The sequence below is a fragment of the Rhodococcus sp. NPDC077669 genome (assembly GCF_040686915.1).
GTDB classification, from domain to species: Bacteria; Actinomycetota; Actinomycetes; order Mycobacteriales; family Mycobacteriaceae; genus Rhodococcoides; species Rhodococcoides fascians.
Map to the genome: position 1 here is coordinate 1 of NZ_JBFBMD010000025.1, position 21,614 is coordinate 21,614.

The 21,614-nt window shown below is 64.9% G+C and carries 24 protein-coding genes; 11 read left to right on the forward strand and 13 right to left on the reverse strand.

Translation table 11 applies throughout. The features are described 5' to 3' along the window. Nucleotides 1-122 precede the first annotated feature (122 nt). The 3 genes from AB0P23_RS21120 (at nucleotide 123) to katG (ending at nucleotide 3,368) form a co-directional block, all read left to right on the forward strand. Nucleotides 123-566: a hypothetical protein gene (locus tag AB0P23_RS21120; protein WP_363799214.1), complete on the forward strand. Its 444-nt coding sequence runs from the start codon at nucleotides 123-125 to the stop codon at nucleotides 564-566. Nucleotides 567-672: 106 nt separating this feature from the next. Further along, a complete protein-coding gene (locus AB0P23_RS21125; protein WP_045842162.1) occupies nucleotides 673-1,146 on the forward strand; it encodes a Fur family transcriptional regulator in 474 nt (157 codons plus the stop codon). Next, a complete protein-coding gene (gene katG, locus AB0P23_RS21130; protein WP_363799217.1) occupies nucleotides 1,143-3,368 on the forward strand; it encodes a catalase/peroxidase HPI in 2,226 nt (741 codons plus the stop codon). The genes AB0P23_RS21125 and katG overlap by 4 nt, the downstream gene beginning before the upstream one ends. Before the next feature lie 11 nt (nucleotides 3,369-3,379). On the opposite strand, the gene AB0P23_RS21135 is transcribed toward katG, so the two are convergent. Continuing rightward, the gene (locus AB0P23_RS21135) at nucleotides 3,380-3,664 is read right to left on the reverse strand and encodes a DUF3263 domain-containing protein (protein WP_052061266.1); all 285 of its coding nucleotides are present in this window, start codon (nucleotides 3,662-3,664) and stop codon (nucleotides 3,380-3,382) included. Nucleotides 3,665-3,944: 280 nt separating this feature from the next. Here AB0P23_RS21135 and AB0P23_RS21140 point away from each other — a divergent pair, with 280 nt between their 5' ends. Next, complete coding sequence (locus AB0P23_RS21140) at nucleotides 3,945-4,457, forward strand: CinA family protein (RefSeq protein WP_363799219.1); 513 nt, start codon at nucleotides 3,945-3,947, stop codon at nucleotides 4,455-4,457. 52 nt (nucleotides 4,458-4,509) lie between these two features. Further along, a complete protein-coding gene (nadE, locus tag AB0P23_RS21145; RefSeq protein ID WP_032399248.1) occupies nucleotides 4,510-5,364 on the forward strand; it encodes an ammonia-dependent NAD(+) synthetase in 855 nt (284 codons plus the stop codon). Nucleotides 5,365-5,382: 18 nt separating this feature from the next. On the opposite strand, the gene AB0P23_RS21150 is transcribed toward nadE, so the two are convergent. The 3 genes from AB0P23_RS21150 to AB0P23_RS21160 all read right to left on the reverse strand — a co-directional run bounded on the left by AB0P23_RS21150 (nucleotide 5,383) and on the right by AB0P23_RS21160 (nucleotide 7,368). Continuing rightward, nucleotides 5,383-5,892, reverse strand: a complete 510-nt coding sequence (locus tag AB0P23_RS21150; RefSeq protein ID WP_283551100.1) for a DUF6328 family protein — start codon at nucleotides 5,890-5,892, stop codon at nucleotides 5,383-5,385. 51 nt (nucleotides 5,893-5,943) lie between these two features. After that, nucleotides 5,944-6,405, reverse strand: a complete 462-nt coding sequence (locus tag AB0P23_RS21155) for an STAS domain-containing protein (RefSeq protein ID WP_206498810.1) — start codon at nucleotides 6,403-6,405, stop codon at nucleotides 5,944-5,946. 132 nt (nucleotides 6,406-6,537) lie between these two features. Further along, nucleotides 6,538-7,368, reverse strand: a complete 831-nt coding sequence (locus AB0P23_RS21160; protein WP_052061267.1) for a GAF and ANTAR domain-containing protein — start codon at nucleotides 7,366-7,368, stop codon at nucleotides 6,538-6,540. Between the two features lie 290 nt (nucleotides 7,369-7,658). On the opposite strand from AB0P23_RS21160, the gene AB0P23_RS21165 reads away from it, so the two are divergent. Beyond that, nucleotides 7,659-8,072 (forward strand): hypothetical protein, encoded by a 414-nt coding sequence (locus tag AB0P23_RS21165; RefSeq protein ID WP_032399250.1) that lies wholly within the window; start codon nucleotides 7,659-7,661, stop codon nucleotides 8,070-8,072. 214 nt (nucleotides 8,073-8,286) lie between these two features. After that, nucleotides 8,287-9,198, forward strand: a complete 912-nt coding sequence (locus tag AB0P23_RS21170) for a manganese catalase family protein (RefSeq protein ID WP_032369153.1) — start codon at nucleotides 8,287-8,289, stop codon at nucleotides 9,196-9,198. A 69-nt stretch (nucleotides 9,199-9,267) separates the two neighbouring features. Here the strand turns inward: AB0P23_RS21170 and AB0P23_RS21175 are convergent, their stop codons facing one another. The 5 genes from AB0P23_RS21175 to AB0P23_RS21195 all read right to left on the reverse strand — a co-directional run bounded on the left by AB0P23_RS21175 (nucleotide 9,268) and on the right by AB0P23_RS21195 (nucleotide 14,940). After that, nucleotides 9,268-10,800: a protein adenylyltransferase SelO gene (locus AB0P23_RS21175; RefSeq protein ID WP_363799224.1), complete on the reverse strand. Its 1,533-nt coding sequence runs from the start codon at nucleotides 10,798-10,800 to the stop codon at nucleotides 9,268-9,270. A gap of 77 nt (nucleotides 10,801-10,877) precedes the next feature. Then, nucleotides 10,878-11,918, reverse strand: coding sequence for an agmatine deiminase family protein (locus AB0P23_RS21180; RefSeq protein ID WP_206498813.1), 1,041 nt, complete (start codon nucleotides 11,916-11,918; stop codon nucleotides 10,878-10,880). Further along, nucleotides 11,918-13,309: an NAD(P)/FAD-dependent oxidoreductase gene (locus tag AB0P23_RS21185; protein ID WP_045842082.1), complete on the reverse strand. Its 1,392-nt coding sequence runs from the start codon at nucleotides 13,307-13,309 to the stop codon at nucleotides 11,918-11,920. The genes AB0P23_RS21180 and AB0P23_RS21185 overlap by 1 nt, the downstream gene beginning before the upstream one ends. Before the next feature lie 174 nt (nucleotides 13,310-13,483). After that, nucleotides 13,484-14,632: a hypothetical protein gene (locus AB0P23_RS21190; RefSeq protein WP_052061275.1), complete on the reverse strand. Its 1,149-nt coding sequence runs from the start codon at nucleotides 14,630-14,632 to the stop codon at nucleotides 13,484-13,486. 47 nt (nucleotides 14,633-14,679) lie between these two features. Beyond that, nucleotides 14,680-14,940, reverse strand: coding sequence for a hypothetical protein (locus tag AB0P23_RS21195; RefSeq protein ID WP_155288564.1), 261 nt, complete (start codon nucleotides 14,938-14,940; stop codon nucleotides 14,680-14,682). Nucleotides 14,941-15,084: 144 nt separating this feature from the next. Between AB0P23_RS21195 and AB0P23_RS21200 the strand changes: the two genes are divergently transcribed. Both AB0P23_RS21200 and AB0P23_RS21205 read left to right on the forward strand, forming a co-directional pair. After that, nucleotides 15,085-15,615, forward strand: coding sequence for a hypothetical protein (locus AB0P23_RS21200; protein WP_155288565.1), 531 nt, complete (start codon nucleotides 15,085-15,087; stop codon nucleotides 15,613-15,615). Nucleotides 15,616-15,763: 148 nt separating this feature from the next. Next, complete coding sequence (locus AB0P23_RS21205) at nucleotides 15,764-17,206, forward strand: PepSY domain-containing protein (protein WP_032399253.1); 1,443 nt, start codon at nucleotides 15,764-15,766, stop codon at nucleotides 17,204-17,206. Nucleotides 17,207-17,221: 15 nt separating this feature from the next. Here the strand turns inward: AB0P23_RS21205 and AB0P23_RS21210 are convergent, their stop codons facing one another. Together AB0P23_RS21210 and AB0P23_RS21215 are read right to left on the reverse strand one after the other, a co-directional pair. After that, nucleotides 17,222-17,794, reverse strand: coding sequence for a zeta toxin family protein (locus AB0P23_RS21210; RefSeq protein ID WP_032399254.1), 573 nt, complete (start codon nucleotides 17,792-17,794; stop codon nucleotides 17,222-17,224). Next, entirely contained in the window at nucleotides 17,791-18,168 is a 378-nt protein-coding gene (locus AB0P23_RS21215; protein ID WP_032369138.1) for a hypothetical protein, read from the reverse strand. The genes AB0P23_RS21210 and AB0P23_RS21215 overlap by 4 nt, the downstream gene beginning before the upstream one ends. Before the next feature lie 134 nt (nucleotides 18,169-18,302). On the opposite strand from AB0P23_RS21215, the gene AB0P23_RS21220 reads away from it, so the two are divergent. Further along, a complete protein-coding gene (locus AB0P23_RS21220) occupies nucleotides 18,303-19,106 on the forward strand; it encodes a DNA-formamidopyrimidine glycosylase family protein (protein ID WP_032399285.1) in 804 nt (267 codons plus the stop codon). A gap of 12 nt (nucleotides 19,107-19,118) precedes the next feature. Here the strand turns inward: AB0P23_RS21220 and AB0P23_RS21225 are convergent, their stop codons facing one another. Then, the gene (locus AB0P23_RS21225) at nucleotides 19,119-19,838 is read right to left on the reverse strand and encodes a GAF and ANTAR domain-containing protein (protein WP_032374855.1); all 720 of its coding nucleotides are present in this window, start codon (nucleotides 19,836-19,838) and stop codon (nucleotides 19,119-19,121) included. 219 nt (nucleotides 19,839-20,057) lie between these two features. Then, nucleotides 20,058-20,228, reverse strand: coding sequence for a CsbD family protein (locus tag AB0P23_RS21230; protein WP_027495724.1), 171 nt, complete (start codon nucleotides 20,226-20,228; stop codon nucleotides 20,058-20,060). 151 nt (nucleotides 20,229-20,379) lie between these two features. On the opposite strand from AB0P23_RS21230, the gene AB0P23_RS21235 reads away from it, so the two are divergent. Next, on the forward strand, nucleotides 20,380-21,372 hold the full coding sequence (locus AB0P23_RS21235) for a YhjD/YihY/BrkB family envelope integrity protein (RefSeq protein WP_027495725.1): 993 nt from the start codon (nucleotides 20,380-20,382) through the stop codon (nucleotides 21,370-21,372). Nucleotides 21,373-21,614: the final 242 nt, after the last annotated feature.

Consider the following 21,614-nt stretch of genomic DNA (forward strand, 5'->3'; position numbering starts at 1 on the left):
GATCCATCACTACAATCACCACCGACCCCACACAGGCATCGGCGGCAAGTCACCCATCGAGCGACTGACCGTCCACAACGTCCCCGAGAAGAACACCTAGCTCCCACCAGCCGACGGTCGAGGTGCGGGTCGGCGACGTACCTGCCGTCGCCGAGGAGGTGGTGTTGTCCGCTGCACTGATCCGCGGTCTCGTCGTCACGGCCCTTCGGTCCATCGACCGCGGCGAGCCGGCACTCGTCGTGGCCGAGAATCATCTCGCAGCGGCATACCACCGTGCCCGCATGGATGGATTGACCGGCGTCGGAGTGGATCCGAGCACCGGGAAACCGGTGTCGGCATCGAGTCTGCTCCGATCGCTCGTCCGCTACGTGGAACCGGCGCTGACCAGCACAGGCGACCTCCGCTGCGTGCAGACTTCTCTCGAACGGTTGACGCACCTCGGGAACGGCGCGCAACGCCAACGCCGGATCTTCTCGCGCAATGCAGACGCAGCCGCCGTCGCTGCTCACGCAGCCCGTTTCACTACTGCCGAGTGGAACTCGCCGGTGGCACGGGACGCGGGTTGATCGCGGTGGCCGGCCTCGTCTGCAGGCGGCCGTGCCCGCGCCGCGACAATCGACCGATTCCAGGAAACGATCGACGATGCGACCGAAGGTGGTTATCGTGAAAGCCATGGCAAGCACTTCCGCCAGCATGCTTCGTGACGCCGGACTGAGGGTGACGCGTCCCCGAGAGTTGGTTCTCGATATCGTTGATGCACAACCGCATTCCGATACCGACACCATCTTGCGACTGGCGCGCGCCACCCTGCCCACGGTCTCGAAGCAGGCCGTGTACGACGTGCTCGATGCGTTGACTGCATCGGGTTTGGTTCGTCGTATCCGTCTCGCGGGTCACTCGGCACGTTACGAAACCAGAGTGGCAGACAATCATCACCACATCGTCTGCCGTTCCTGTGGTTTCATCGTCGACGCCGACTGCGCCACCGGTGAGCCACCGTGTGCACGACCCGCCCGAGATCACGGTTTCGTCCTCGACGAGGCCGAGGTGACCTACTGGGGAACGTGCCCCAGTTGTGCATCCGACCGATCGATCGCAGCCCGCGATCGTCCATCCACAATGCCCATCGGAAAGGACAATTCGTGACCTCCGACGCACGCCCACCCCACTCCGCCACCGAGACCGCCAGCACCAGCGAGAGCGAGAATCCGGTCATCGAGTCGCCGAAGCCCAAGGCGCACGCACCGCTGACGAACAAGGACTGGTGGCCGGAGCAGATGGACCTGTCCATCCTGCATGCGCATACCTCCAAATCGAACCCGTTCGGCGAAAAGCTGGACTACAAAGCGGAATTCGAGAAGCTCGACGTGGACGAGCTCAAAGCCGACGTCATCTCGGTGATGACCACTTCGAAAGATTGGTGGCCGGCCGACTACGGCCACTACGGCGGACTCTTCATTCGTATGAGCTGGCACGCCGCCGGCACCTACCGCACGTTCGACGGACGAGGCGGTGGGGGTCAGGGCGCGCAACGCTTTGCGCCACTGAACAGTTGGCCGGACAACGCCAACCTGGACAAGGCGCGTCGGTTGCTGTGGCCGGTCAAGCAGAAGTACGGCAACAAGATTTCGTGGGCCGATCTGCTGGTGTTCGCCGGTAACGCGGCGCTCGAGTCCATGGGGTTCGAGACGTTCGGATTCGGCTTCGGTCGGGAGGACATCTGGGAACCGGAAGAGGTCTTCTGGGGTCCCGAGGATCAGTGGCTGGGCACCGACAAGCGATACTCCGGCGAACGGGAGCTCTCCAAGCCCCTCGGTGCCACCACCATGGGCTTGATCTACGTCAATCCCGAAGGCCCCGAGGGAGAGCCGGATCCGGTGGCCGCGGCCCACGACATCCGGGAAACCTTCGCGCGGATGGCGATGAACGACGAGGAGACGGCGGCACTCATCGTCGGTGGACACAGCTTCGGTAAGACACACGGAGCCGGACCGGCCGACAAGATCGGGCCGGAACCCGAGGGTGCCCCCATCGAACAGCAGGGCCTCGGCTGGAAGAACGGTTACGGCAAGGGCAAGGCCGAGGACCAGATCACCAGCGGGCTCGAGGTGGTCTGGACGGAGACTCCGACGCAGTGGGGTAACGGCTACCTGAAGAATCTCTACGGATACGAGTGGGAGCTCACGAAGAGCCCCGCCGGCGCGTGGCAGTTCACTGCCAAGGACGGTGCCGGTGCGGGCACGATTCCCGATCCGTTCGGCGGTCCGGGCCGTGCCCCCACGATGCTCGTCACCGACATCTCCATGCGGGCAGATCCGGCGTACGAGAAGATCACTCGGAGGTGGTTGGATCACCCCGAGAAGCTCTCGCTCGCGTTCGCCAAGGCGTGGTACAAGTTGCTGCACCGCGATATGGGACCGGTGTCCCGGTACCTCGGGCCGTGGGTTCCCGAACCTCAGCTGTGGCAGGACCCGGTTCCATCGCCGCACGGTGACCTGATCGACGAGGCGGACGCATCTGCGTTGAAGTCGGCGATCCTCGGCTCGGGCTCGACGATCGCTCAGCTCATCGGTGTCGCGTGGTCGTCGGTCAGCAGCTTCCGAGTCACCGATTACCGCGGCGGTGCCAACGGCGCTCGGGTTCGGCTCGAGCCACAGAAGAGTTGGGAGGCAAACGAACCCGAGGTCCTCCGCGAGGTGCTCGCAATCTTGGACGGTATACGCGAAAAGTTCGAGGGCTCAGCGGCCGGTGACAAGAAGGTCTCGCTCGCCGACGTCATCGTGCTGGCCGGCAATGCGGCCGTCGAGAAGGCCGCACGCGACGCCGGTTACGAGGTGACCGTCCCGTTCCGGCCGGGTCGCACCGACGCGACGCAGGAGCAGACCGACGTCGAATCGTTCTCGGTACTCGAGCCACGAGCCGACGGGTTCCGCAACTACGTGGCTGCAGGGGAGAGCACTCCCGAGCAGGTGTTGTTCCTCGATCGCGCCTACATGCTGAATCTGACTGCGCCCGAGATGACAGTTCTTCTCGGCGGTCTTCGAGCCTTGGGGGCCAACCACGGTGGTTCGAGCCATGGAGTGTTCACCGATCGCCCCGGAGTTCTGAGCAACGATTTCTTCGTCAATCTGCTCGACTCCGACACCGAATGGGCGACGAGTGAGGACGGCACCTACGTCGGCACGGATCGTGGCTCCGGCAGCCAGAAGTGGACAGCGACATCGATCGACCTGGTGTTCGGGTCCCATTCACAACTGCGAGCGCTGTCGGAGGTGTACGCCCAGGCCGACAACGGTGGCAAGTTCGTCGACGACTTCGTGGCCGCGTGGGCGAAGCTGGCAGACAACGATCGATTCGACATCCGGTAGCGCGGAGCCGATCACCGGGTGAGCCAGATGCGCCTTCTGGCAATGGCTTTGATTCGCGTCACCATGACAGGGCTGAGGCCGAACTCGCCGAACACGCTGCCGGGGTCGCGGTCGAGGATCTCCAGCACGGTGCGGTAGTAGTCCTGAGTCGACATCGCGAAGGCGGACCGGATTTCGTCGTCCGGTCCGCCTCCGTGGTTGACCCATCTCAGGGCGAAGTCGATCATGGCGCGGTCTGTGTCGGAGTAGAACGCTACCGGTCGCTCTGCCCCCGCAGAGATACGTCGATTCGGCATAACACACCTCCTGGAACTGACTGTCGATCCGAAATTAGCACTGCTCGCGAACACGTGCCAAGGGTCCGGTATCTGCGATAAGGACCCGAATATCGGTCGTAAGCCCCGTGTTTGGACTGCCGTCGTGCGTGGAAGTCGATACACAGCTCGGCGTACGCGCCCGGGCCGTGCGGTCGAGCCAGGGGCCGGAGGTTCAACCCCTGCAGCCTCCGGCCCCGCGCCCACAGAACCAGTCGCTGAAACAATCCGGCGAACACCTTCGACGAATCAGGTACGGAGAGTGTGTGATGGACACCGATGCAGAACAGCGTCTACCGACCGAGGCCGACGCCTCCTCGGTAGGAAGATTGCCGACCTGGCACAGACGTACGACATCGCGATCGGCACCGCCGAATCGCTGACCGCCGGAAATCTCGCGGCCATGCTCGGCAAGGCACCGTCCTCGGGGCAGTGGTACCGCGGCGGAATCGTCGCGTACCACGAGAGCGTGAAGCACACTCTGCTCGAGGTCCCCGACGGCCCGGTCGTCAGCGAACAGGCCGCGACGGCGATGGCTCGATCGACGGCGTCGCTGGTCGGCGCACATCTGACGATCGCCGTCACCGGCGAAGCCGGGCCGCAGAGCCAGGAAGACCAACCACCGGGGACGGTGTGGGCAGCGGTGTACGACCGTGGCGACGTGAGCACCGAATGCAAGCACTTCGACGGTGAACCGGAAGAAGTTCTGGCCCGGACCATGGCGTTTTCCCTCGATACCCTGCTGCGCCACGCGCGGAAACGGGCCCACGGGTAGCTGACGCCGGGGGAGTGCAGACAACTGTTCGTCAACGAGATCGGAGCGCAGTATGAGTACCGATTCCAGTATCCGAAGCCGTATTCAGCACGAGCTGGGTGTTCGGCCGTCGATCGATCCCGACGAGGAAATCCGCCGCCGGGTCGGTTTCCTCGCCGATTATTTGAGGGTCAGTGGCACAGCGGGTTTCGTGCTCGGCATCAGCGGGGGACAGGACAGCACCCTGGCCGGAAAGCTCGCTCGGCTGGCCGTTCGCGAGGCCGCGGAACTCGGTAACCAGGCCACATTCGTCGCGGTGCGTCTGCCGTACGGAACTCAGGCGGACGAAGCCGACGCCGTCGTCGCACTCGACTTCATCGAGCCGGACCGGACGGTCACTGTCGATATCCGCGACGCCGTCGACGCCTCGGCGCGCTCGGCCGCCTCGGCGCTGGATACTCCGCGTATCGCGGACTTCGTACGGGGCAACATCAAGGCGCGCGAACGCATGATCGCGCAGTACACGATCGCCGGCCAGGAGAATCTTCTGGTGGTGGGTACCGATCACGCGGCCGAGGCGGTGACGGGCTTCTTCACCAAATACGGTGACGGAGGCGCGGACGTCACTCCGCTGAGCGGTCTCACCAAAAGCCAAGGTGCGCAGCTCTTGCGGCACCTGAACGCACCGGAATCGACGTGGCGCAAAGTGCCGACAGCAGACCTGGAGGACGACCGTCCCGCGCTCCCGGACGAACAAGCACTCGGCGTCACCTACGCACAGATCGACGCATACCTGCAGGGCGGACCCGTCGACGACGATGCGGTGGACACCATCGAGCGCTGGTTCGACAAGACCCGGCACAAGCGCGCCATGCCGGTGGGGCCGGACGATCGGTGGTGGCGCACGGCCGTCGACTGCCGGCCCTGAGGCACCGTCGACGAGACGTTATCGACGGCGGTGGATCCGGGGCAGTAGGAACCAGAACGCGACGGCCGTCGACGCCACGACAGCGGCCGCGGGGGCTGCGGCGCGCACACCGAGCACTATCTCGAACGTCAGGGCGGCAGCACCCACCAGTGTCACTCCCAACATGGCGAGACCGCTGATGGCGAGTATGTTGCCGACGCGCACTATGACCCCTATTGCACGCTGCCGGAACAGGAGTCGGTGCATGCTGACGGGAGCCACCAACAGGATCGTCGCAAGCATCGACGCCGACACCGTCGTCAGATAGACCACGTGGCCGGCCGTGGACAGCCCGTCGAAGCGGGCCTGGAACGGCAAGGTCATCAAGAACCCGGTCAGAAGTTGTACACCGGTCTGTACGACACGGAGTTCCTGTAGCAACGACGACCAATTGCGATCCAACTGCTGAGTGGGAGTTTCGTTGCGCGCTTTGTCGTTCCACGCACGGTGGTCCTCGTCCTCGTCCTCGTCCTCGTCACCCGTCGTCATCGACCAAGACTAGTGCGATCTCGACGGGTAGGCGGTGGAAATCGGACCGGTTCACGCAGTGTGTACATCCGCGGTCGACGTGCCGGTCGCACACTCTGGACACCCGGCACCGGACTCGGACGAGCCCGATGCTCCGGTTACGGACTTCGTCAGCGACGAACCGACGGACTCGAGGGCCGAATCGATATCGGTGAAAATCGGAATCGCAGCATCGAGTCCGACCAGATGCATCGGCCGCCCCGTGGTCGGCCCGGATGCGACCACCACCAACGAGGTTGAGCAGCATGCCTTTCGGCGAGCTGCGAGAAGCACGCTCATGCCGACGGAGGCCAGGAAGGACACCCCCGAAAGATCGACGATCACGGCTGCCGGCGCTGCCGTGACCGCTTGTTCGATGTGGTGGGCGAGATCGGACGCGGTCGCGAGATCCACTTCTCCGTTGACCCGCAGAACAATTGCGTTGTCATGGTGTTCGCTGGCGATGCCGAGCCCGAGCAACTCGTTGTGTTTCATAGGGGGTCACCGTCCTTACCCTGTGCAGTGGCATGTCCGTCGAACAGCGCACTGCGGCGTAACCGAGACCGGCAAGGATTGCAGAACCGAGGCGAACCCGGTGCGAGCGGCGCTGTCGACTGCGGGCAGGGGCTACACCACGCTGTCCGAATCATACCCACTGTTCGTTTCTTCGTGCAGGCCGGTTCGAGAGTTCGAATGTTCGGCAACCGACTCGATCATCGCCGACGCAATCTCGCTGACCTTGATGTTTCTGTTCTGCGACTGCTCGGACAGCAGGGCGAACGCGTCGTCGGCGGAGATTCCGCGCATCGCCATGATGATTCCTTTCGCCTGGTCGATGTCAGCTCTCGTTTTCATCGCTGTCCGCAGGCCGGTGATTTCTCGTTCGGCCGACCGGGCGCGCTCGGTGATCGCGATGACGGTCTCGATCGAGGTGGCGAGCAGGGCCACCGAGACCTCGTCGAGTGGGTCGAAGCCGTCGGCACCCGTCCCGTAGATGTTCAGCGACCCGTGGCGGTGCTCGTCGGGCGTCAGCGGGGCCGACAAATAGCTGTGGACGCCCAGATCGGCCACTGCGGCAGCGAAGCGAGGCCAGCGAGCTACTGCCTCGTGCGCCTGTGCGCGAACCATACGTCCGCTGCGGATGGCGTGCAGGCAGGGGCCTTGACCAGCGCGATACTGGTCGGAATCGATGTCGTGCACAGCGGGGTCGGTGGACGCCACGGTTCGCGGTCGGCCGGTGTCGTCGAGCATGGTGATGCCGACGAGATCCGCGTCGGGAACCACGGCTGCGACCTCGGAGCACACGGCTTGAAGAACGGCATCGACGTCGGCACCGGTCAGGATCTTCCCCTTGATTCGGCGCAACGCTTGGATGTATTGCCCGATCCGGGCGAACGCCGAACCCGAGGCGTCCGGTGCGTCGTGAAGACGGTCGTCTTCGATGGAAAAGTCACTCATCTGGTGGGCTCGTTTCGGTCGGGCCCCCGCATGGACAGCAGGCAGCCACTCGTCAACTCCCGGCCCCGACTCGACCGAACGGGGTCATAATATACAGAGCCTCGCGGGTGCATTCGCACCTGTCCCGAGCGCACGCCCGCGGCCCCGCCGAACGCAGGGGTGGTCGCATCCAGGCCCGAGTCGGGGTATCCTACACAGTGATTGGGTGGAGACCACGCCCGCAGAATCGACTGCGGTACGAACCACGATCTTCCCCTGCCACAGTCTTCGATCTGTGGAGGTCAATGCCCATGATTCCCGAATCCTCGTCGTTTTCGATGTCCGTCGACCGCGGAGACGACGGCCCCATCGTCGTCTCGGTGCAGGGCGCACTCGAGATCCCCGGCAATACCCGCCTGTTGGCAGACTGCCTGGCGGGGTCCGTGCTCGCCTACCGACCGATGGTGGTCGACCTGGTCGGTGTCACCGAGATCGGTGATGCCGCAACCACGTACATCGTCGACGCGGCCCATCGGCTGTTGTGCCGTGGGTTTCGCCTCACCGTCGTCCTGGCCTCCTCCGCTGCCGACCGTAATGTGCGACGGCTCAGCGAACGTGTGCACGTCGAGCGTGCCGGCTCGCTCGGTCGGGTCGTCGGCGCGGCGACGACGCCTTCGCGACCTCGAGTCGCTGCAGTGGACGCACTGCAGGGGACTTACCTGTAGGTCGATAGCACCGCGGCCCTCGTGCGGACGGTGCTGCGGAAAGCCGTGTGTACCCGGATGTTCCGCCGGTGTCCGTCGTCGAGGCGTGAAGAAGTCGCGGTCCCGGCCTGTGTATCGAGTTCTAAACCCTTGCAGTGCAATGTGTTTGCTGCGAATTTCGGCGGGTAGCCGGATCGAGTCACCTGCTCGAACTTCGACCCGAACTGGAGTCCCTATGTTCCGACACACCGACTACCTACAATTCGATGCCAAGCCCGAGAAGCCGGATCCTGTGTACGCACACAAGCTTCAGGAGCTCATCGGTGGTGCATTCGGCGAGATGACCGTGACCATGCAGTATCTGTTCCAAGGCTGGAACTGTCGCATGGAGGGCAAGTACAAGGACCTGATCATGGACATCGCGACCGAAGAAATGGGTCACGTGGAGATGCTGGCCACCATGGTCGCTCGTCTGCTCGAAGGTGCACCGGCCACCGAGTCGACCAAAGCCGCTGCTACCGATCCCGTGGTAGCGGCAGTGATGGGCGGCATGGACCCGCAGCAGGCGATCGTGTCCGGCGGCGGTGCGCTCCCGGCGGATTCCAACGGCTATCCGTGGAACGGTCGGTACATCATCGCCAGTGGCAACCTGCTCGCAGATTTTCGTGCGAACGTTGCCGCCGAGGCGCAGGGGCGGCTGCAGACCGCGCGTCTGTACAACATGACCGACGACCCGGGCGTCAAGGCCATGCTGCAGTTCAATCTCGCTCGCGATACGCACCATCAGAACCTGTGGCTCGCTGCCATCGAAGAGCTGCAAGCCGACGGACTCGAGGACGTCGTAGCACCGAGTGCACTTCTCGACGAGGAGGCATCCGAGCACGCAACCGATCTGTGGCACCTCTCGGACGGTGAGTTCTCCTCGACCGGTGGCTGGGCGAATCGGCTTGCGCCCGACGGCAAACGGCAGATGGGGTTCCTCGCCGATCCGCAGCCTCTGGGCGGGAAGGCATCCGCGCCTGCACCCGATCCGAAGTTGTACGCGACGTACGACGGGGCCAAGGGAGATCCCGCGTCGGCCGCACTGGGTACCGAGAAGGGCGTCATGGGGAAGATCAAGGACGCCCTGGATCCCGACGAGAAGTAGGCCCGAACTCCCTGTGCCGCACAGCAGTTGCGACGCGAATATCGCGTCGCAACTGCTGCGGTCAGCTGACTACGTCCCGCAGAACGTTCGGAACCCTGCGCTGAAGTCGACGGGCGCGGGTCCGGCGTACTGCGACAGCTCATCCCGACCGTCGAACGGATTCGTCACGACCGACAACAAGCGGTCGAAGGGCGCGAGGTCGCCCTCGGTCGCTGCCGCCAGCGCCGCGTCGACCATGTGGTTTCGAGGAATGTACGCGGGGTTCACTCGGTCCATGGCGTCCGAGACGGACCGGAGGTCGTGGCCCCGCTCGAGCACCGCTGCGCGCCATCGTTCGAGCCACGGTGCAGCTGCCTCGTGCGGTACGAGTGACGCAAAATCTGCGTCGTTGCCCCGCAGATTTTCCGCCAACGCGCGGAAGGTCAGGGTCCAGTCGGCACGATGATCCCGCAGAAGCACGTGCAGTTCGTCGAGGAGACTGCCGTCCGGTTCGATCGCATCGAGGCCGAGCTTGGCGGCCATCAGGTTCTCGTAGTGCTGTCGGTAGCGATCACCGTAGGAGTCCAACACCGTCGTCAGCGCGCTGATGGCGCGGTCCGGAACCGAATCGACCAGCGGCAGTAGTGTTTCGCCGAATCGTGCCAGGTTCCAACCCAGGACGGCGGGTTGGTTGCCGTACGCGTAGCGGCCGCCGTGATCGATCGAGCTGAAGACCGTTGCAGGATCGTAGGCGTCGATGAACGCGCACGGCCCGTAGTCGATCGTCTCACCGGAGATCGTCGTGTTGTCGGTGTTCATGACGCCGTGCACGAAGCCGACGGACATCCACTGCGCCACCAACTGCGCTTGCTTGTCGACGACGGCCTCGAAGAATGCGAGGTATCGACTCTCCGCGCCCTCTGCCGGGAGTTCGGCAAGCTCGGGATAATGACGCGCGATGGCGTAGTCGGCCAGGCTGTGTGCGAGGCCCTCGCGGCGGGCCGCGAACTCGAAGGTACCTACGCGCAGGTGGCTCGAGGCAACCCGAGCCAGCACTGCGCCGGGCTGCGGACCTGCCTCTCGAACCACCTGCTCACCCGTCGTGACGACGGCCAACGACCGAGTGGTCGGGATGTGCAGAGCCCGCATGGCCTCGCTGATCAGGTACTCGCGCAGCATCGCACTCACCACCGCGCGCCCGTCTCCGCCGCGGGAGAACGGCGTGGCACCGGAGCCCTTGAGATGCAGATCGACTCGTCGGCCGTGTTCGTCGTGCAGCTCGCCCACAAGTAGTGCTCGACCGTCGCCCAGCAACGGCACGAATCCGCCGAACTGATGACCGGCGTACGCCATCGCCGAGGGGGTCGAATCGGCCGGTGCGAGAGCCCCGGACAACACGCCTGCGCCCTGCTCGGAGCGCAGCATCGACGGGTCGAGCCCCAGTGACCTGGCGAGGTTCTCGTTGAGGATCAGCACCCGCGGATCCGGTGCAGGTGCGCCCTGCCACGGCACCGTGAAGCCGGGAACGTCGTCCACCAACGTTGACTCCAGTCCCCATGACGATGGGACCGATGAAGGCGGGTTGTCGGACGCAGCTACCGGTCCCGTCGCGAATTCACTCATACTCCAGGGGTACCACGAGATCGGGTAATCACACCGATCTGCGTGGAATCACGACTCGGCACCTGCCCCGCGTCCACTCAGTCCGTCTGAGCCTGTGGCCGGTTCTGTGTGATGCAGTGAATTCCGCCCCCGCGGGCGAAGAGTGGCCGAGCGTCGACGGTGACGACGGTGCGGCCCGGGTATGCCGCCGACAGAATGGCAGCAGCCTCTTCGTCCGCGGGATCGCCGTAGCTGCAGGCGATCACACCGTCGTTGACGACGTAGTGGTTGATGTAGCTGTAATCGACGAAGCCCTCCTCGTCGCGGAGAATCTCCGGTGCCGGAACTTTCACGATGGTCCATTTCTCACCGCGTGCGTCTGTGCTGTTCTCGAAGATCTCGAACACGGCCTTGCTGATGTCGTGATCGGGGTGTTCGGGATTGCGTTGGTCGTGCACCAGAACGACGCCGGGCGAGGGGATGGCAGCGACGATGTCGACGTGGCCTCGGGTTCCGAACTCGTCCGCGTCACGGGTGAGTCCACGAGGAAGCCAGATCACCGTGGTGGCGCCGATCGTGCGGGCAAGTTCGGCCTCGACATCGGCCTTCGACAGCGTGGGATTGCGACCGGGATCGAGTTGTACCGTCTCGGTGACGAGAACCGTTCCCAGTCCGTCCACCTGAATACCGCCGCCCTCGTTGACGATCGGTGAATCGATCATCTCGGCACCGGACTTCTCGACGACGAGCGCGCCGATCTTCGAGTCCTTGTCCCAGCGCGCCCAGTCCTGCGCGCCCCAGCCGTTGAACACCCAGTCGACGCCGCCGACACGGCCGTCCTCGGACAGCACGAACGTGGGCCCGATGTCGCGCATCCAGGCGTCGTTCAACGGTGCCTCGAGGATGTCGATGGGGAAAGCGCTCTCGAAAGTCAGATACGTGCGTGCGACGGCACTTTCGGCGGGGTCGACGACGACGGTGACCGGCTCGAATCGTGCGACGGCTCGCGCGACCTCGGCCCACGTGGTGCGAGCCTCGTGGTGCTCCTCGGGCGTGTCACCGAGCGAATACCCCTCGCACGGATAGGCCATCCACGTCCGTTCGTGCCGAGCGCCTTCCGCTGGCATCCGCCACTGCATCACTGCCTCCCACGCGCAGCGGCGGGCATGTCGTGGCCGATTGTCGACACGATGTCCGCGGCGGTGCGGTGACCCATGCGGATTGCGCCGTCGACGTGTTGGTAGCCCTCCGCGGCGATGTCGGAGCAGGAGAAGTGAATCGGGCCGACGGGGGTGCGGCTGTCCTTGCCGTAGCGGTGCAGACCCCCCAGATCGAAGCTGGCCGCGTACGCACCACGGGTCCATTCTTCCGAACCCCAGTCCGACTCGTAGTAGACGACCGGCTCGGTTGCCTTGGGCCCCAGGTAATGTGCGATCGATTCGAGGATCTTCGCGCGGCGCTCCTGCTCGTCGAGCTCGAACATCGCGTCTGCCTTGGCGTCGGACACGAAGCCGACCAGTGTTCCGCGGCTGTCCTGATGGTTGGTGTTGTCGTACACCTCCTGCACGATCTCGGAGGCACCGAAGCCGGTCCCCGACAGCCCGTCCTCGCGCCAGAACGGGGTGTCGTAGACGGCATGGACTTTGATCACCAGTCCGAGGGACTGATGCTGGTGCATCTGATGCTGGCGACGCGGGAGTGGCGGGTCGTAGGAGATACGCAAGTACAGGTTCGGCGGAACGGCGAGAACGACCCGCTTGGCGTGTACCTCGATGTCGCCGTCGGCGAATACTGTTGCGCCGTCGGAGTTCCACCGCACCGTTCGCACCGGCGCGGCGAGGATGACGTCGTCGCCGAGGGCGGCCGCCATGCGGATCGACACCTGCTGCATGCCACCGACGACGCGCTTGTCGAGGATGAAGTTCTCGTCTACCAAGTGCGAGAACGATCCCGCCGATGCGGCCATCAAGACTGCTTGCAGTGCCGAGAACGCGTGCGCAGGTTTGGTGAGCATGCCACCGGCGATGAACATGCCGATGTTTCCTCGTGCCTCGGCATCGTCGGACTCACGAATCAGCCACTGCTCGAACGAGATCGTGTCCAGTTCACGCGCCAGCGGGTGCGCCCACGGCTCCTCGGGGCCGACCTGGGCGGCCAAGTCGTCGAGCAGTGCGACGAGTCGGTCCATCTCTTTCTCGGTCGTCTCGTCGACGGGGAACGAGTCACCCGAGTAACGGGTGCGCTCGCCCGCGGCGGAGATGTAGACGGACTCGCCCTCGCGGTATCGGTCGAACGTCTCGAGGCCGAGCTCACCGATCAGCGCGATGAGAGATTCCTGATCGGGTGAGACCCACTGACCGCCGATTTCGAGGCTCGCACCGTCGATGGTGTTCGTCCAGGTACGTCCTCCGACGCGGTCACGCGCTTCCAGCACGGCGACGGACAATCCTGCTTTGCGGAGCTCGGTTGCTGCGGCCAGGCCGGAAGGGCCGGCCCCGACGATAGCGACGTCGCGTTCCAGAGTGGGCACTGTCGGGCTCCTTTGGTTGCATTACTGCTGATTCGGCCGTGCGATCTCGATTCTGTCCGGGATCGGCCCGAAAGCACACGCGACGAATTGGCTACTCCCGCGAGATCGCACGCTACATTTCGGCCAACAGGTCCTGTGCTCTCCGTCGTCGCGACGGCACCCCGGTGACCCGGCCTAGGGCTGGGCTTTGCTGAATTCTTCGGACCCGGCTTTTTCCGCGCGTGACCGTTCTGCGCTGTGCTGGCGCCGGAGCATTTCTCGGTGGCCGTACGTAGCGTTGAGGATGTCGCTGCGATCGGACACCGACGAGCCCACTGCTCCAGCGACCGTGCCCAACGACGCCGCCAACCAGGCCAGTGACAGGTAGTCCGCCGTATTTGCTTCTCGCCCGATCTGAGCGGTGAGGAACTCGGGCGAGATCACCACGGCAGCAGAGAGCAACACGACCGCGAACAGAACGGCATACATACACAGCACGCCGGCCACGACGGTGCCGAGAGTGGCAGAGTTGTATATCCAGCGATCGGTGGTCGAGGAGCGGAACCGTCGGTGCTCCCAGAGGCCGTGCGGAAAGATCAGCCACACCGTGATGGCCACGATGGCGGCGACGCCGATCAGTGTGAGCCGGGCAGGTGTCATCGAGGCCGCCATCTGCCAGATGCTCGCGTAGAACACACCGAACGCCGACGCGGCGCTCGCGGCCGCGAGCACGCTCGACAGTGCGGGGACGAGACGCCACGGCCGATTGCAGCGAATCATGCCCATGATCATGCGTGTTCGGCCGAACATGCCGGGAGTGAGCAGGATTCGCTCGCCGCCACCGTCGGGGTCGGGGCCCGGAGCCCACTTGGACATCGACCGTCGCAGGTGTGGCCGCGAGGCAGTATCGCTGCGGAGGAGATCGTGCACGATGGCGATGGCCACCGCCACAGCGCGACGCCGTACTCCTATGGTGCCGAACGAGGGTACGTACAAAGCACCGGTCGAACCGTCACGCAATTCGGCGACGACGGGGCTGGCCCCGACGCGTCGCGGAACCTCGGAGATGCAGAGCACCAGGTCGAATGTGTTGGTGGCCTGAATGGCCTCCAGCCACTGACCCAACGGCGCAGAACCTGCCTCGGTGGGAGGCAGCGTGACTGCGGGCCGGGCCGTGTCCAGTCGGGCATCGGTTCCGTCGATCGTGATGGTGGGCGGAAGTTCCTGTTCGATGGCGGCCGCTATCGTCGACGCGAATCCCTCGTCGGCCACCAACCCGATCGTGATCGTTCGTTGTCCTTCGCTTTCGGCCCCCGAGCCGTTGTCTGTCTTGTCGAAAACCATCTTGTCGCGGTACCCCGGACCAGGCGCCCTCACACACCGAGCCGACGTCAGCACACGGGTTCGGGTTCACCATTCGAGATCTGGAAGCGGCTGTGCAGTGCGTCCAGTTGGCGGTGCAATTCGTACAGCGCCTGCTTCTGAGCGCGGGCCTCGTCGGTGTGCCACTTCGCGCTGCGGGGGTCGCCCACCCTGAAGGCCTTGTGGGCGTAGTTCTCGGAGACCTCGATTCGGCTCGATGTCGACGCAATTTCGGCCGCGAGCATGTTGGCGAACACACGGGCCTGAGCCACATCCGAACTGTCCGGCACGGCAATCCTCTCTGAACGTGGCGTGATACCCGCGATCACCATAACGGACCTGAAAAAGACCGCTGGATCGGTTTTCGCGTACAAACCATGCGACAGAAGCAAGACGTCACTGTGTCTACCGAAACGGGTAGTAGTCTGCTGTTCGTGCCCGCGACCCCGGACGGATCCGCAGCCCTGCGCGGGTCTGCCGTCGGCGCTCTGACGGCAACGATCACCGCCACCGCGCACGCGGTCGGCGGCGGTATGTTTCCCTCCGACGCCGCGTTCGTCCTGTTGGCTCTGGTGTGCGCGGGACTCGGTTACGCTGCCGCCGCCGTGCCGATCGTCATCGCGCCTCGCCTGCAGCTGATGGCGACGCTGGCCGCTGCGCAGACGATCGGACACGTGCTGCTGACGATCGTCGACGGCGATCACCACGGTTCGGTGCTGACACAGCAGATGCTTGCGGCCCACGCGATCGCGATCGTCGTCGGCGCGGTGATCGTGCACGGGGCCGAGCGTGGGATCTCGCACGCAGCCACCGTTGTTCGTCGAATACTCCCGATACTGGCAATTCTCGTCGTCGACGACTCGCAGAGTGCCGCCCCGCTTCCGCTGTATCGCACACCCGGCGTCCACCGGCTCCTCGATCTCTCGGGCTCCGGGAACCGCGGACCGCCTGCCGTGTCGTACTGACCGCAGCCTCCCATCACGACCGCTCCTGCACCGCGGGGGCGAGCAGAGCTGCGGCAATTTCTTCACGCGCACAGCACGATTCGCTCGACGTCGAGTCGACCCGTGCCCACGGCGCGCGCCCACCCCTGCCCTCACGAAACGAGCTCTCATGTCCACACCGGAAAAGGAACGCGTCGCCGATCCTTCCCCGCCCACCCGTTCGGCCGGCCCTCGCAGCTGGCGTCCGCTGATTCTTCGTCTGCACTTCTACGCGGGCATACTCATCGCACCGTTCATCCTGATCGCCACCGTGAGCGGCGGCCTCTACGCCGTCGCCCCGACCATCGAACAACTCGTCTACCGCGACTATCTGCACGTCGACTCCACCGGACCGGCTGTCCCGGTCGCCCAACAGATCCGAGCCGCTCAGGCCGAGAGGCCGGATCTGACCGTGTCGGCCGTGCGACCCGCTGCCGACATCGGCGACACCACCCGAGTGCTGTTCACCGACCCGACCCTCGGCGAATCGCGACGACTGGCCGTCTTCGTCGATCCAGCCACGGCGTCACCGGTGGGTGAACTTGCCGTCTACGGCTCCTCGAGCGCCTTGCCGGTCAGAACGTGGATCTCCGAACTGCACCGACACCTGCACCTCGGTGAACCGGGCCGGATCTACAGCGAACTGGCCGCATCCTGGTTGTGGGTGATCGCGCTCGGCGGCCTGTACCTGTGGATCGATCGCTACCGACGCAACCGAGACCGGGCGACACTGCTCACCTTCGATCGTGAATCGAAGGGCCGCAACCGATCCTTGAACTGGCATGGCGTAGCCGGTGTCTGGATCGCTGTAGGTCTGATCTTCCTCTCCGCCACCGGACTCACGTGGTCCACCTACGCGGGCGCGAACGTCACCGACCTCCGCGCGGCGCTGAGCTGGACGACCCCTGCCGTCGCCACGACCATCGGTTCCTCCGACACGGCGACCATGGGGGATCACTCGGGGGATCACTCGGGCCACGGTGGGCATTCGATGGACATGTCGGCCGATGCGTCGGCGACAGACAGCAATGTCGGCCGCATCGATTCGGTAATCGATACTGCCGCAGCGAACGGCATCGACGGAGCGGTGGAGGCGTCGATCCCGGCGTCGGACGACGTGGCGTTCGTCGTCGCCGAAACCCGTCAGCCCTGGGTGATGTCGAACAACTCGATCTCGATCGACGGCAGCACCGGCGCGGTGATCGACACCCAGTACTTCGCCGACTGGCCGGTGGCAGCCAAGCTGGCGGCCTGGGGAATTCAGTTGCACATGGGCACGCTGTTCGGTGTGGCCAATCAGATTGCCCTGGTTGGGCTTTCACTCGCCTTGGCATCGGTCATCATGCGCGGCTACATGATGTGGTGGAAGCGTCGCCCCACGAAGAGCGCTGGACTCACCGCAGGCCGGCCGCCTCTGCGTGGGGGACTGCGCCGCATCTCGCCGATCTCCGCGGTGCTCCTCGCCACGGCTGCCGTGGCCGTCGGCTGGTTCCTGCCCTTGTTGGGGCTGAGCCTGGTCGCCTTCCTGGCGGTCGACTTCATGGTCGGATACGTCAGGCGGCCCGCGCACTGACGATAAGTCCGACTCTCACCGGCGGCGCGTGAGCGCCGCCGGTGTCCAAGGCGGCCAGTGGGTATCGCCGACGACGTCGCCGTCGACGTATCGCGCGGCGATGCGGGTCCTGTCCGGGGCCGAGTTGTCGTACACGGTCGCGTGGTCGGCCAGTTCGATGGCCTTCGCGACCAGTGGCCCCAGTCTCGCGTACCTCTCGCGGATCTTGACCTCGGGTACGTGGTGCCTACCCTCCTCGACCCGCACTGCGACGCGGGCAATCGACAGTTCGACCGGAACCATGATCGCGTGGACCACGATCACATAGCCTGTTTGTTTTGCGGCGGTAGCGAATTCGAGTTTCGAGGGATGTGAGAACACAGTCTCGGCGATGAACGATTCGCCGGCGTCCACGAGTGCCGTGCGCAGCTGAGCGGCCACCTTCGCTGCCTCGTAGGAGTGTGCCTCCGGGGAACGCGGCCAGTTCTGCTTGGCGATGACATCCGCGTTGACGAAGGGGCTGAGCGGGAGGAGTGCAAGCAGGCGCTGCTCGACGAACGTCGTTTTGCCGGATCCATCGGGGCCGATGACGAGATCGAGGCGTTTCACAGCACTGTCTGTGTACCGTCCGGAAGATGCTTGACGACCCGTCCGTGCTCGTCGAGGAATACCGACACGCGTCCCTGTGCGGTGCGTTCTTCGAGATGATGTCCGGTAGCCATCGACTCCTCGATGGCTGCGGCAACTTCGGCATTGAACACGACACCCTCCTCGGGTGTGAGTTCGGCAAGGGGCGTGCGACCGAGGAGTGCGGACTCGACGCGGCGGCGTGCGACCGCCCGCTGGCTCGACACCTCGCGGCCTACTCTTGCCCAGTGCTCCAATTGTTGCCTGGCAGAGCGATTCTCGCGCTCGCCCTCTGCGGCGGCGTCATCGACGAGGTCCGACGAGAAACGTGTGACGCGATCGGCGACGTTCGTCATGGGCGCTCCTGCTCTCGGTGTGGCCCGATCGAGTGTAGCAATCTGCTACGAGTTCGGGGACGTCCGGAGGTTCAGCCCCGTCGGAGCATCAGCTCGCCCGATTGGTTGTGCCGTCCTCGGGCTACTCGGAGACCATGCCCGAAGGTGACACCGTCCATGCGCTCGCCGCGCGATTGCGGCGAGCGCTGGACGGCGTCACGTTACGGGCAGGGCGACTGAACGTGCCCGCACACGCCGTCGAGAATCTCGCCGGGCGAACCGTCGTCGCGCACCGGACGCACGGCAAGCATCTGTTCACCGATTTCGACGACGACACCACGCTGCACACCCACCTCCGCATGACGGGATCGTGGACGGTGGTGCGAGCCGGCCGCTCGATACCGCGGCGGGTGCAGCCCGACGTCCGCGTGCGGCTGGCCGCGGTGGACGGGCCGGCCGCGTACGGAATCCTGTTGCCGGTCGTCGACTACGGGTACAAGGCCTCGATGAATGCGCTGGTCGCGCATCTGGGACCGGACCCATTACACGCCGAGTTCGACACCGATCGTGCGGCATCGAACATCCTCGCGCAGGGGTCTCGGCCGATCGTCTCTACCCTCCTGGACCAGCGGGTCATCGCGGGACCCGGGAATCTATGGGCGAACGAGCTGTGTTTTCTGCGTGGACTGTGGCCCTGGGCTCCGTCGGCAGGCGTCGACGCGGAGAAATTGGTGACTCTGCTCGAGCGGGCGATGCGGCATTCGGCGAGCACCCCCGGGGCCATGCAGGTCACCACCGGCGACACCCGTCGCGGCCGGACGCACTGGGTCGCCGGACGAGCAGGTAAGCCGTGTCTGCGGTGCGCGACCGTCATTCGTGTCGAGGCCGACGTGCCGAACGACCCCGATCGACGTCGAACATGGTGGTGTCCGCACTGCCAACCGGAGCCAGGGCGTTGACCGCGGGCAGGGTCAGAACGTCGAGTTCGTCGGGTGGTCGGCGTCGACGAGATCGCGAGCGACGGTGTGCAGGGGAAGGTTCTGTTGCTGCGATAGTTTCGCCAGTAGGTCGAACGCCTGTACTGCGTCGAGGTCGTAGCGTTCCATGATCATGCCTTTTGCCTGGCCGATGATGTCCCGGCTGGCCAAGCCGGTCCGGAATTGCTCGGTGTCGCGGGCACTGAGCATTGCGATGGCAGCATGCGCAGACAAGGCCTCCCCGATCGCTACCGCATCGGCGTCGAACGCTCCGGTGACGTCGCTGTACAACACCAGGGCCCCGAGGTCATCGGCGTTGCTGTAGAGCTGAAAGGCCGAGAGCGACTTGAAACCGGCCTCGATGGCCATCGCAGCGAACTGCGGCCATCGCGGTTCGGTTGCCAGATCGTAGGACACTACGACGTCGAGGTGACGGACCTCGGTGGGAATCGGACCTTCGTCGAGTTCGTACTGCAACCGACACAGCTTCTCGGCGATCGGGTCCGTCGATGCGACGACAGTGCGCTCACCCTTGTTCACCGTGGTGATGCATCCGGTGGTTGCGCCCGGAATGAGCCGAATCGCCATTCGGAGAATCTCACTCAACGTCTGCGGCATCGACCGATGCGTGTCGCGCAGCGATCGAGCGAACTGCGCGAGCGACAGTGCTTCGGACGTTCGAGACGTGTCTTGCTCGGCCGGTGAATCAGTCATTCACACGATCCTCTCGCGCGGTGGACCGTCGACGTCGTCGCGTCGGCGAGATCCTCGATCGTGCGCCTGCTTCTGGACGCCCTGTCCCGACCTCGAGGCCGGATCAATGGATTTTATACGGTTCGCGATGCGGTGGTCCGGTGAGTATCGCGGCGCATCATCGCGGGATGCACGAAGGGCCGCCGATCATTCGATCGACGACCCTTCCGGGGCTGCTGGTTACTTGAAGGTGTCCTTGATGTTCTCGCCGACCTTTTTGACGCCGGCCGAACCCTGATCCTTCTTGCCCTCGGCCTCGAGGTCCTTGTTGTTGGTTGCGTCGCCGACAACTTCCTTCGCCTTGCCGATGGCGTCCTCTGCTGCGTTCTTGGCCTTGTCGATGAAGCTCATGGCGAGTTCCTTTCTCGGTTCGGGTTGTTCTCGAAGGGTTGGTCGGAGCTCGACCGACGAAGCGCACGTCCAGATCGTGAGAGCTGGGTCACACCGAAAGCCGGAGCGTCGACGTTTCCGCAGGCTCGTCGCTGGCTACATTCGACCGATGATGGTCGCGAAGGTGGACAACTTCCAGCGCAGGCACCCCTCGGCAGGTTTCCCGCTGGCGGTGCTCTACAAATTCATGGACGACCGGGGCGGCTACCTCGCGGCATTGATCGCCTACTACTCGTTCCTGTCGCTGTTTCCCCTTCTGCTGCTGTTCACCACGCTGCTGGGAATCGTGCTGGCCGGAGACCCGGAGCTGCAGACCCGCATCATCGACTCGGCGATGAGTCAGATCCCGGTCATCGGTGACCAGCTCGGTCAACCGGACCGCCTCAGTGGCGGAACCACGGCCATCGTCATCGGCGTCGTCGGGTCGCTGTACGGCGGACTCGGAGTGTCGCTGGCCGTGCAGTACGCGATGAACACCGCGTGGTCGGTGCCGCGCAACGAGCAACCGGACCCCATCAAGGGTCGGCTGCGCGGATTGTTGCTGCTCAGCACTGTCGGCACCGCGATCATCGGACTGACGGTGCTGAACGGCGTCGCATCCTCGGGCGTGTTCGGGTTCGCCGGTGGTGCGCTCGCACTCGTCGGAGCGGTGGTGGTCAACGCCGCCGTCTTCACCGCGGCCTTCCGAATCGGCACCGCGCGGGACCTGAGCGTGCGAGACGTGCTCCCCGGCGCAGCGATCGCGGCGGTCGTCTGGCAGGCGCTGCAGTCGTTCGGCGGCATCTACATCCGCTACGTCGTGGGCAACGCGAGTGCAAGCAACGGCATCTTCGCCATCGTCCTCGGTCTGCTCGGTTTCCTGTACGTCGCGTCGGTACTGATCGTGCTGTGCATCGAGATCAACGCCGTGCGCGTAGACCACCTGCATCCCCGGGCTCTGCTGACGCCGTTCACCGACAACGTCGAACTCACCGAGGGTGACAAGAACTCCTACACCGGTCAAGCAGAAGCGCAGCGTAACAAGGGATTCCAAGACATCACCGTCACGTACGACGAGCCGAATTCGGTGGTGGACGAGGACTCGTCGAGCACGCGAGGCGACTGATCGGCTCCGCAAACGCGCGCGCGTTTGCGAGAACGGGAGCGGCGGGGCCGGGGCGGGGACTGATCGTGGCTCCGCAAACGCGCGCGCATTCGCTGGATGCGCGCGGAATAGCTGGGCGATCGGGCACTATTCCGCGCGCGGATGGCAAACGCGCGCGCGTTTGCGAGGACCGGGGCGGCGAGGACCGGGGCGGCGGGGCCGGAGCGGGGACTGATCGGCTCCGCAAATGCGCGCGCATTCGT

Excerpts from the sequence above, each read along its gene's own strand:
- AB0P23_RS21125 (WP_045842162.1), top strand. The coding sequence starts at position 673 with ATGGCAAGCACTTCCGCCAGCATGCTTCGTGACGCCGGACTGAGGGTG.
- AB0P23_RS21135 (WP_052061266.1), bottom strand. The coding sequence starts at position 3,664 with ATGCCGAATCGACGTATCTCTGCGGGGGCAGAGCGACCGGTAGCGTTC.
- nadE (WP_032399248.1), top strand. The coding sequence starts at position 4,510 with ATGAGTACCGATTCCAGTATCCGAAGCCGTATTCAGCACGAGCTGGGT.
- AB0P23_RS21150 (WP_283551100.1), bottom strand. The coding sequence starts at position 5,892 with ATGACGACGGGTGACGAGGACGAGGACGAGGACGAGGACCACCGTGCG.
- AB0P23_RS21155 (WP_206498810.1), bottom strand. The coding sequence starts at position 6,405 with ATGAAACACAACGAGTTGCTCGGGCTCGGCATCGCCAGCGAACACCAT.
- AB0P23_RS21160 (WP_052061267.1), bottom strand. The coding sequence starts at position 7,368 with ATGAGTGACTTTTCCATCGAAGACGACCGTCTTCACGACGCACCGGAC.
- AB0P23_RS21165 (WP_032399250.1), top strand. The coding sequence starts at position 7,659 with ATGATTCCCGAATCCTCGTCGTTTTCGATGTCCGTCGACCGCGGAGAC.
- AB0P23_RS21170 (WP_032369153.1), top strand. The coding sequence starts at position 8,287 with ATGTTCCGACACACCGACTACCTACAATTCGATGCCAAGCCCGAGAAG.
- AB0P23_RS21175 (WP_363799224.1), bottom strand. The coding sequence starts at position 10,800 with ATGAGTGAATTCGCGACGGGACCGGTAGCTGCGTCCGACAACCCGCCT.
- AB0P23_RS21180 (WP_206498813.1), bottom strand. The coding sequence starts at position 11,918 with ATGCAGTGGCGGATGCCAGCGGAAGGCGCTCGGCACGAACGGACGTGG.
- AB0P23_RS21190 (WP_052061275.1), bottom strand. The coding sequence starts at position 14,632 with ATGGTTTTCGACAAGACAGACAACGGCTCGGGGGCCGAAAGCGAAGGA.
- AB0P23_RS21205 (WP_032399253.1), top strand. The coding sequence starts at position 15,764 with ATGTCCACACCGGAAAAGGAACGCGTCGCCGATCCTTCCCCGCCCACC.
- AB0P23_RS21215 (WP_032369138.1), bottom strand. The coding sequence starts at position 18,168 with ATGACGAACGTCGCCGATCGCGTCACACGTTTCTCGTCGGACCTCGTC.
- AB0P23_RS21220 (WP_032399285.1), top strand. The coding sequence starts at position 18,303 with ATGCCCGAAGGTGACACCGTCCATGCGCTCGCCGCGCGATTGCGGCGA.
- AB0P23_RS21225 (WP_032374855.1), bottom strand. The coding sequence starts at position 19,838 with ATGACTGATTCACCGGCCGAGCAAGACACGTCTCGAACGTCCGAAGCA.
- AB0P23_RS21230 (WP_027495724.1), bottom strand. The coding sequence starts at position 20,228 with ATGAGCTTCATCGACAAGGCCAAGAACGCAGCAGAGGACGCCATCGGC.
- AB0P23_RS21235 (WP_027495725.1), top strand. The coding sequence starts at position 20,380 with ATGGTCGCGAAGGTGGACAACTTCCAGCGCAGGCACCCCTCGGCAGGT.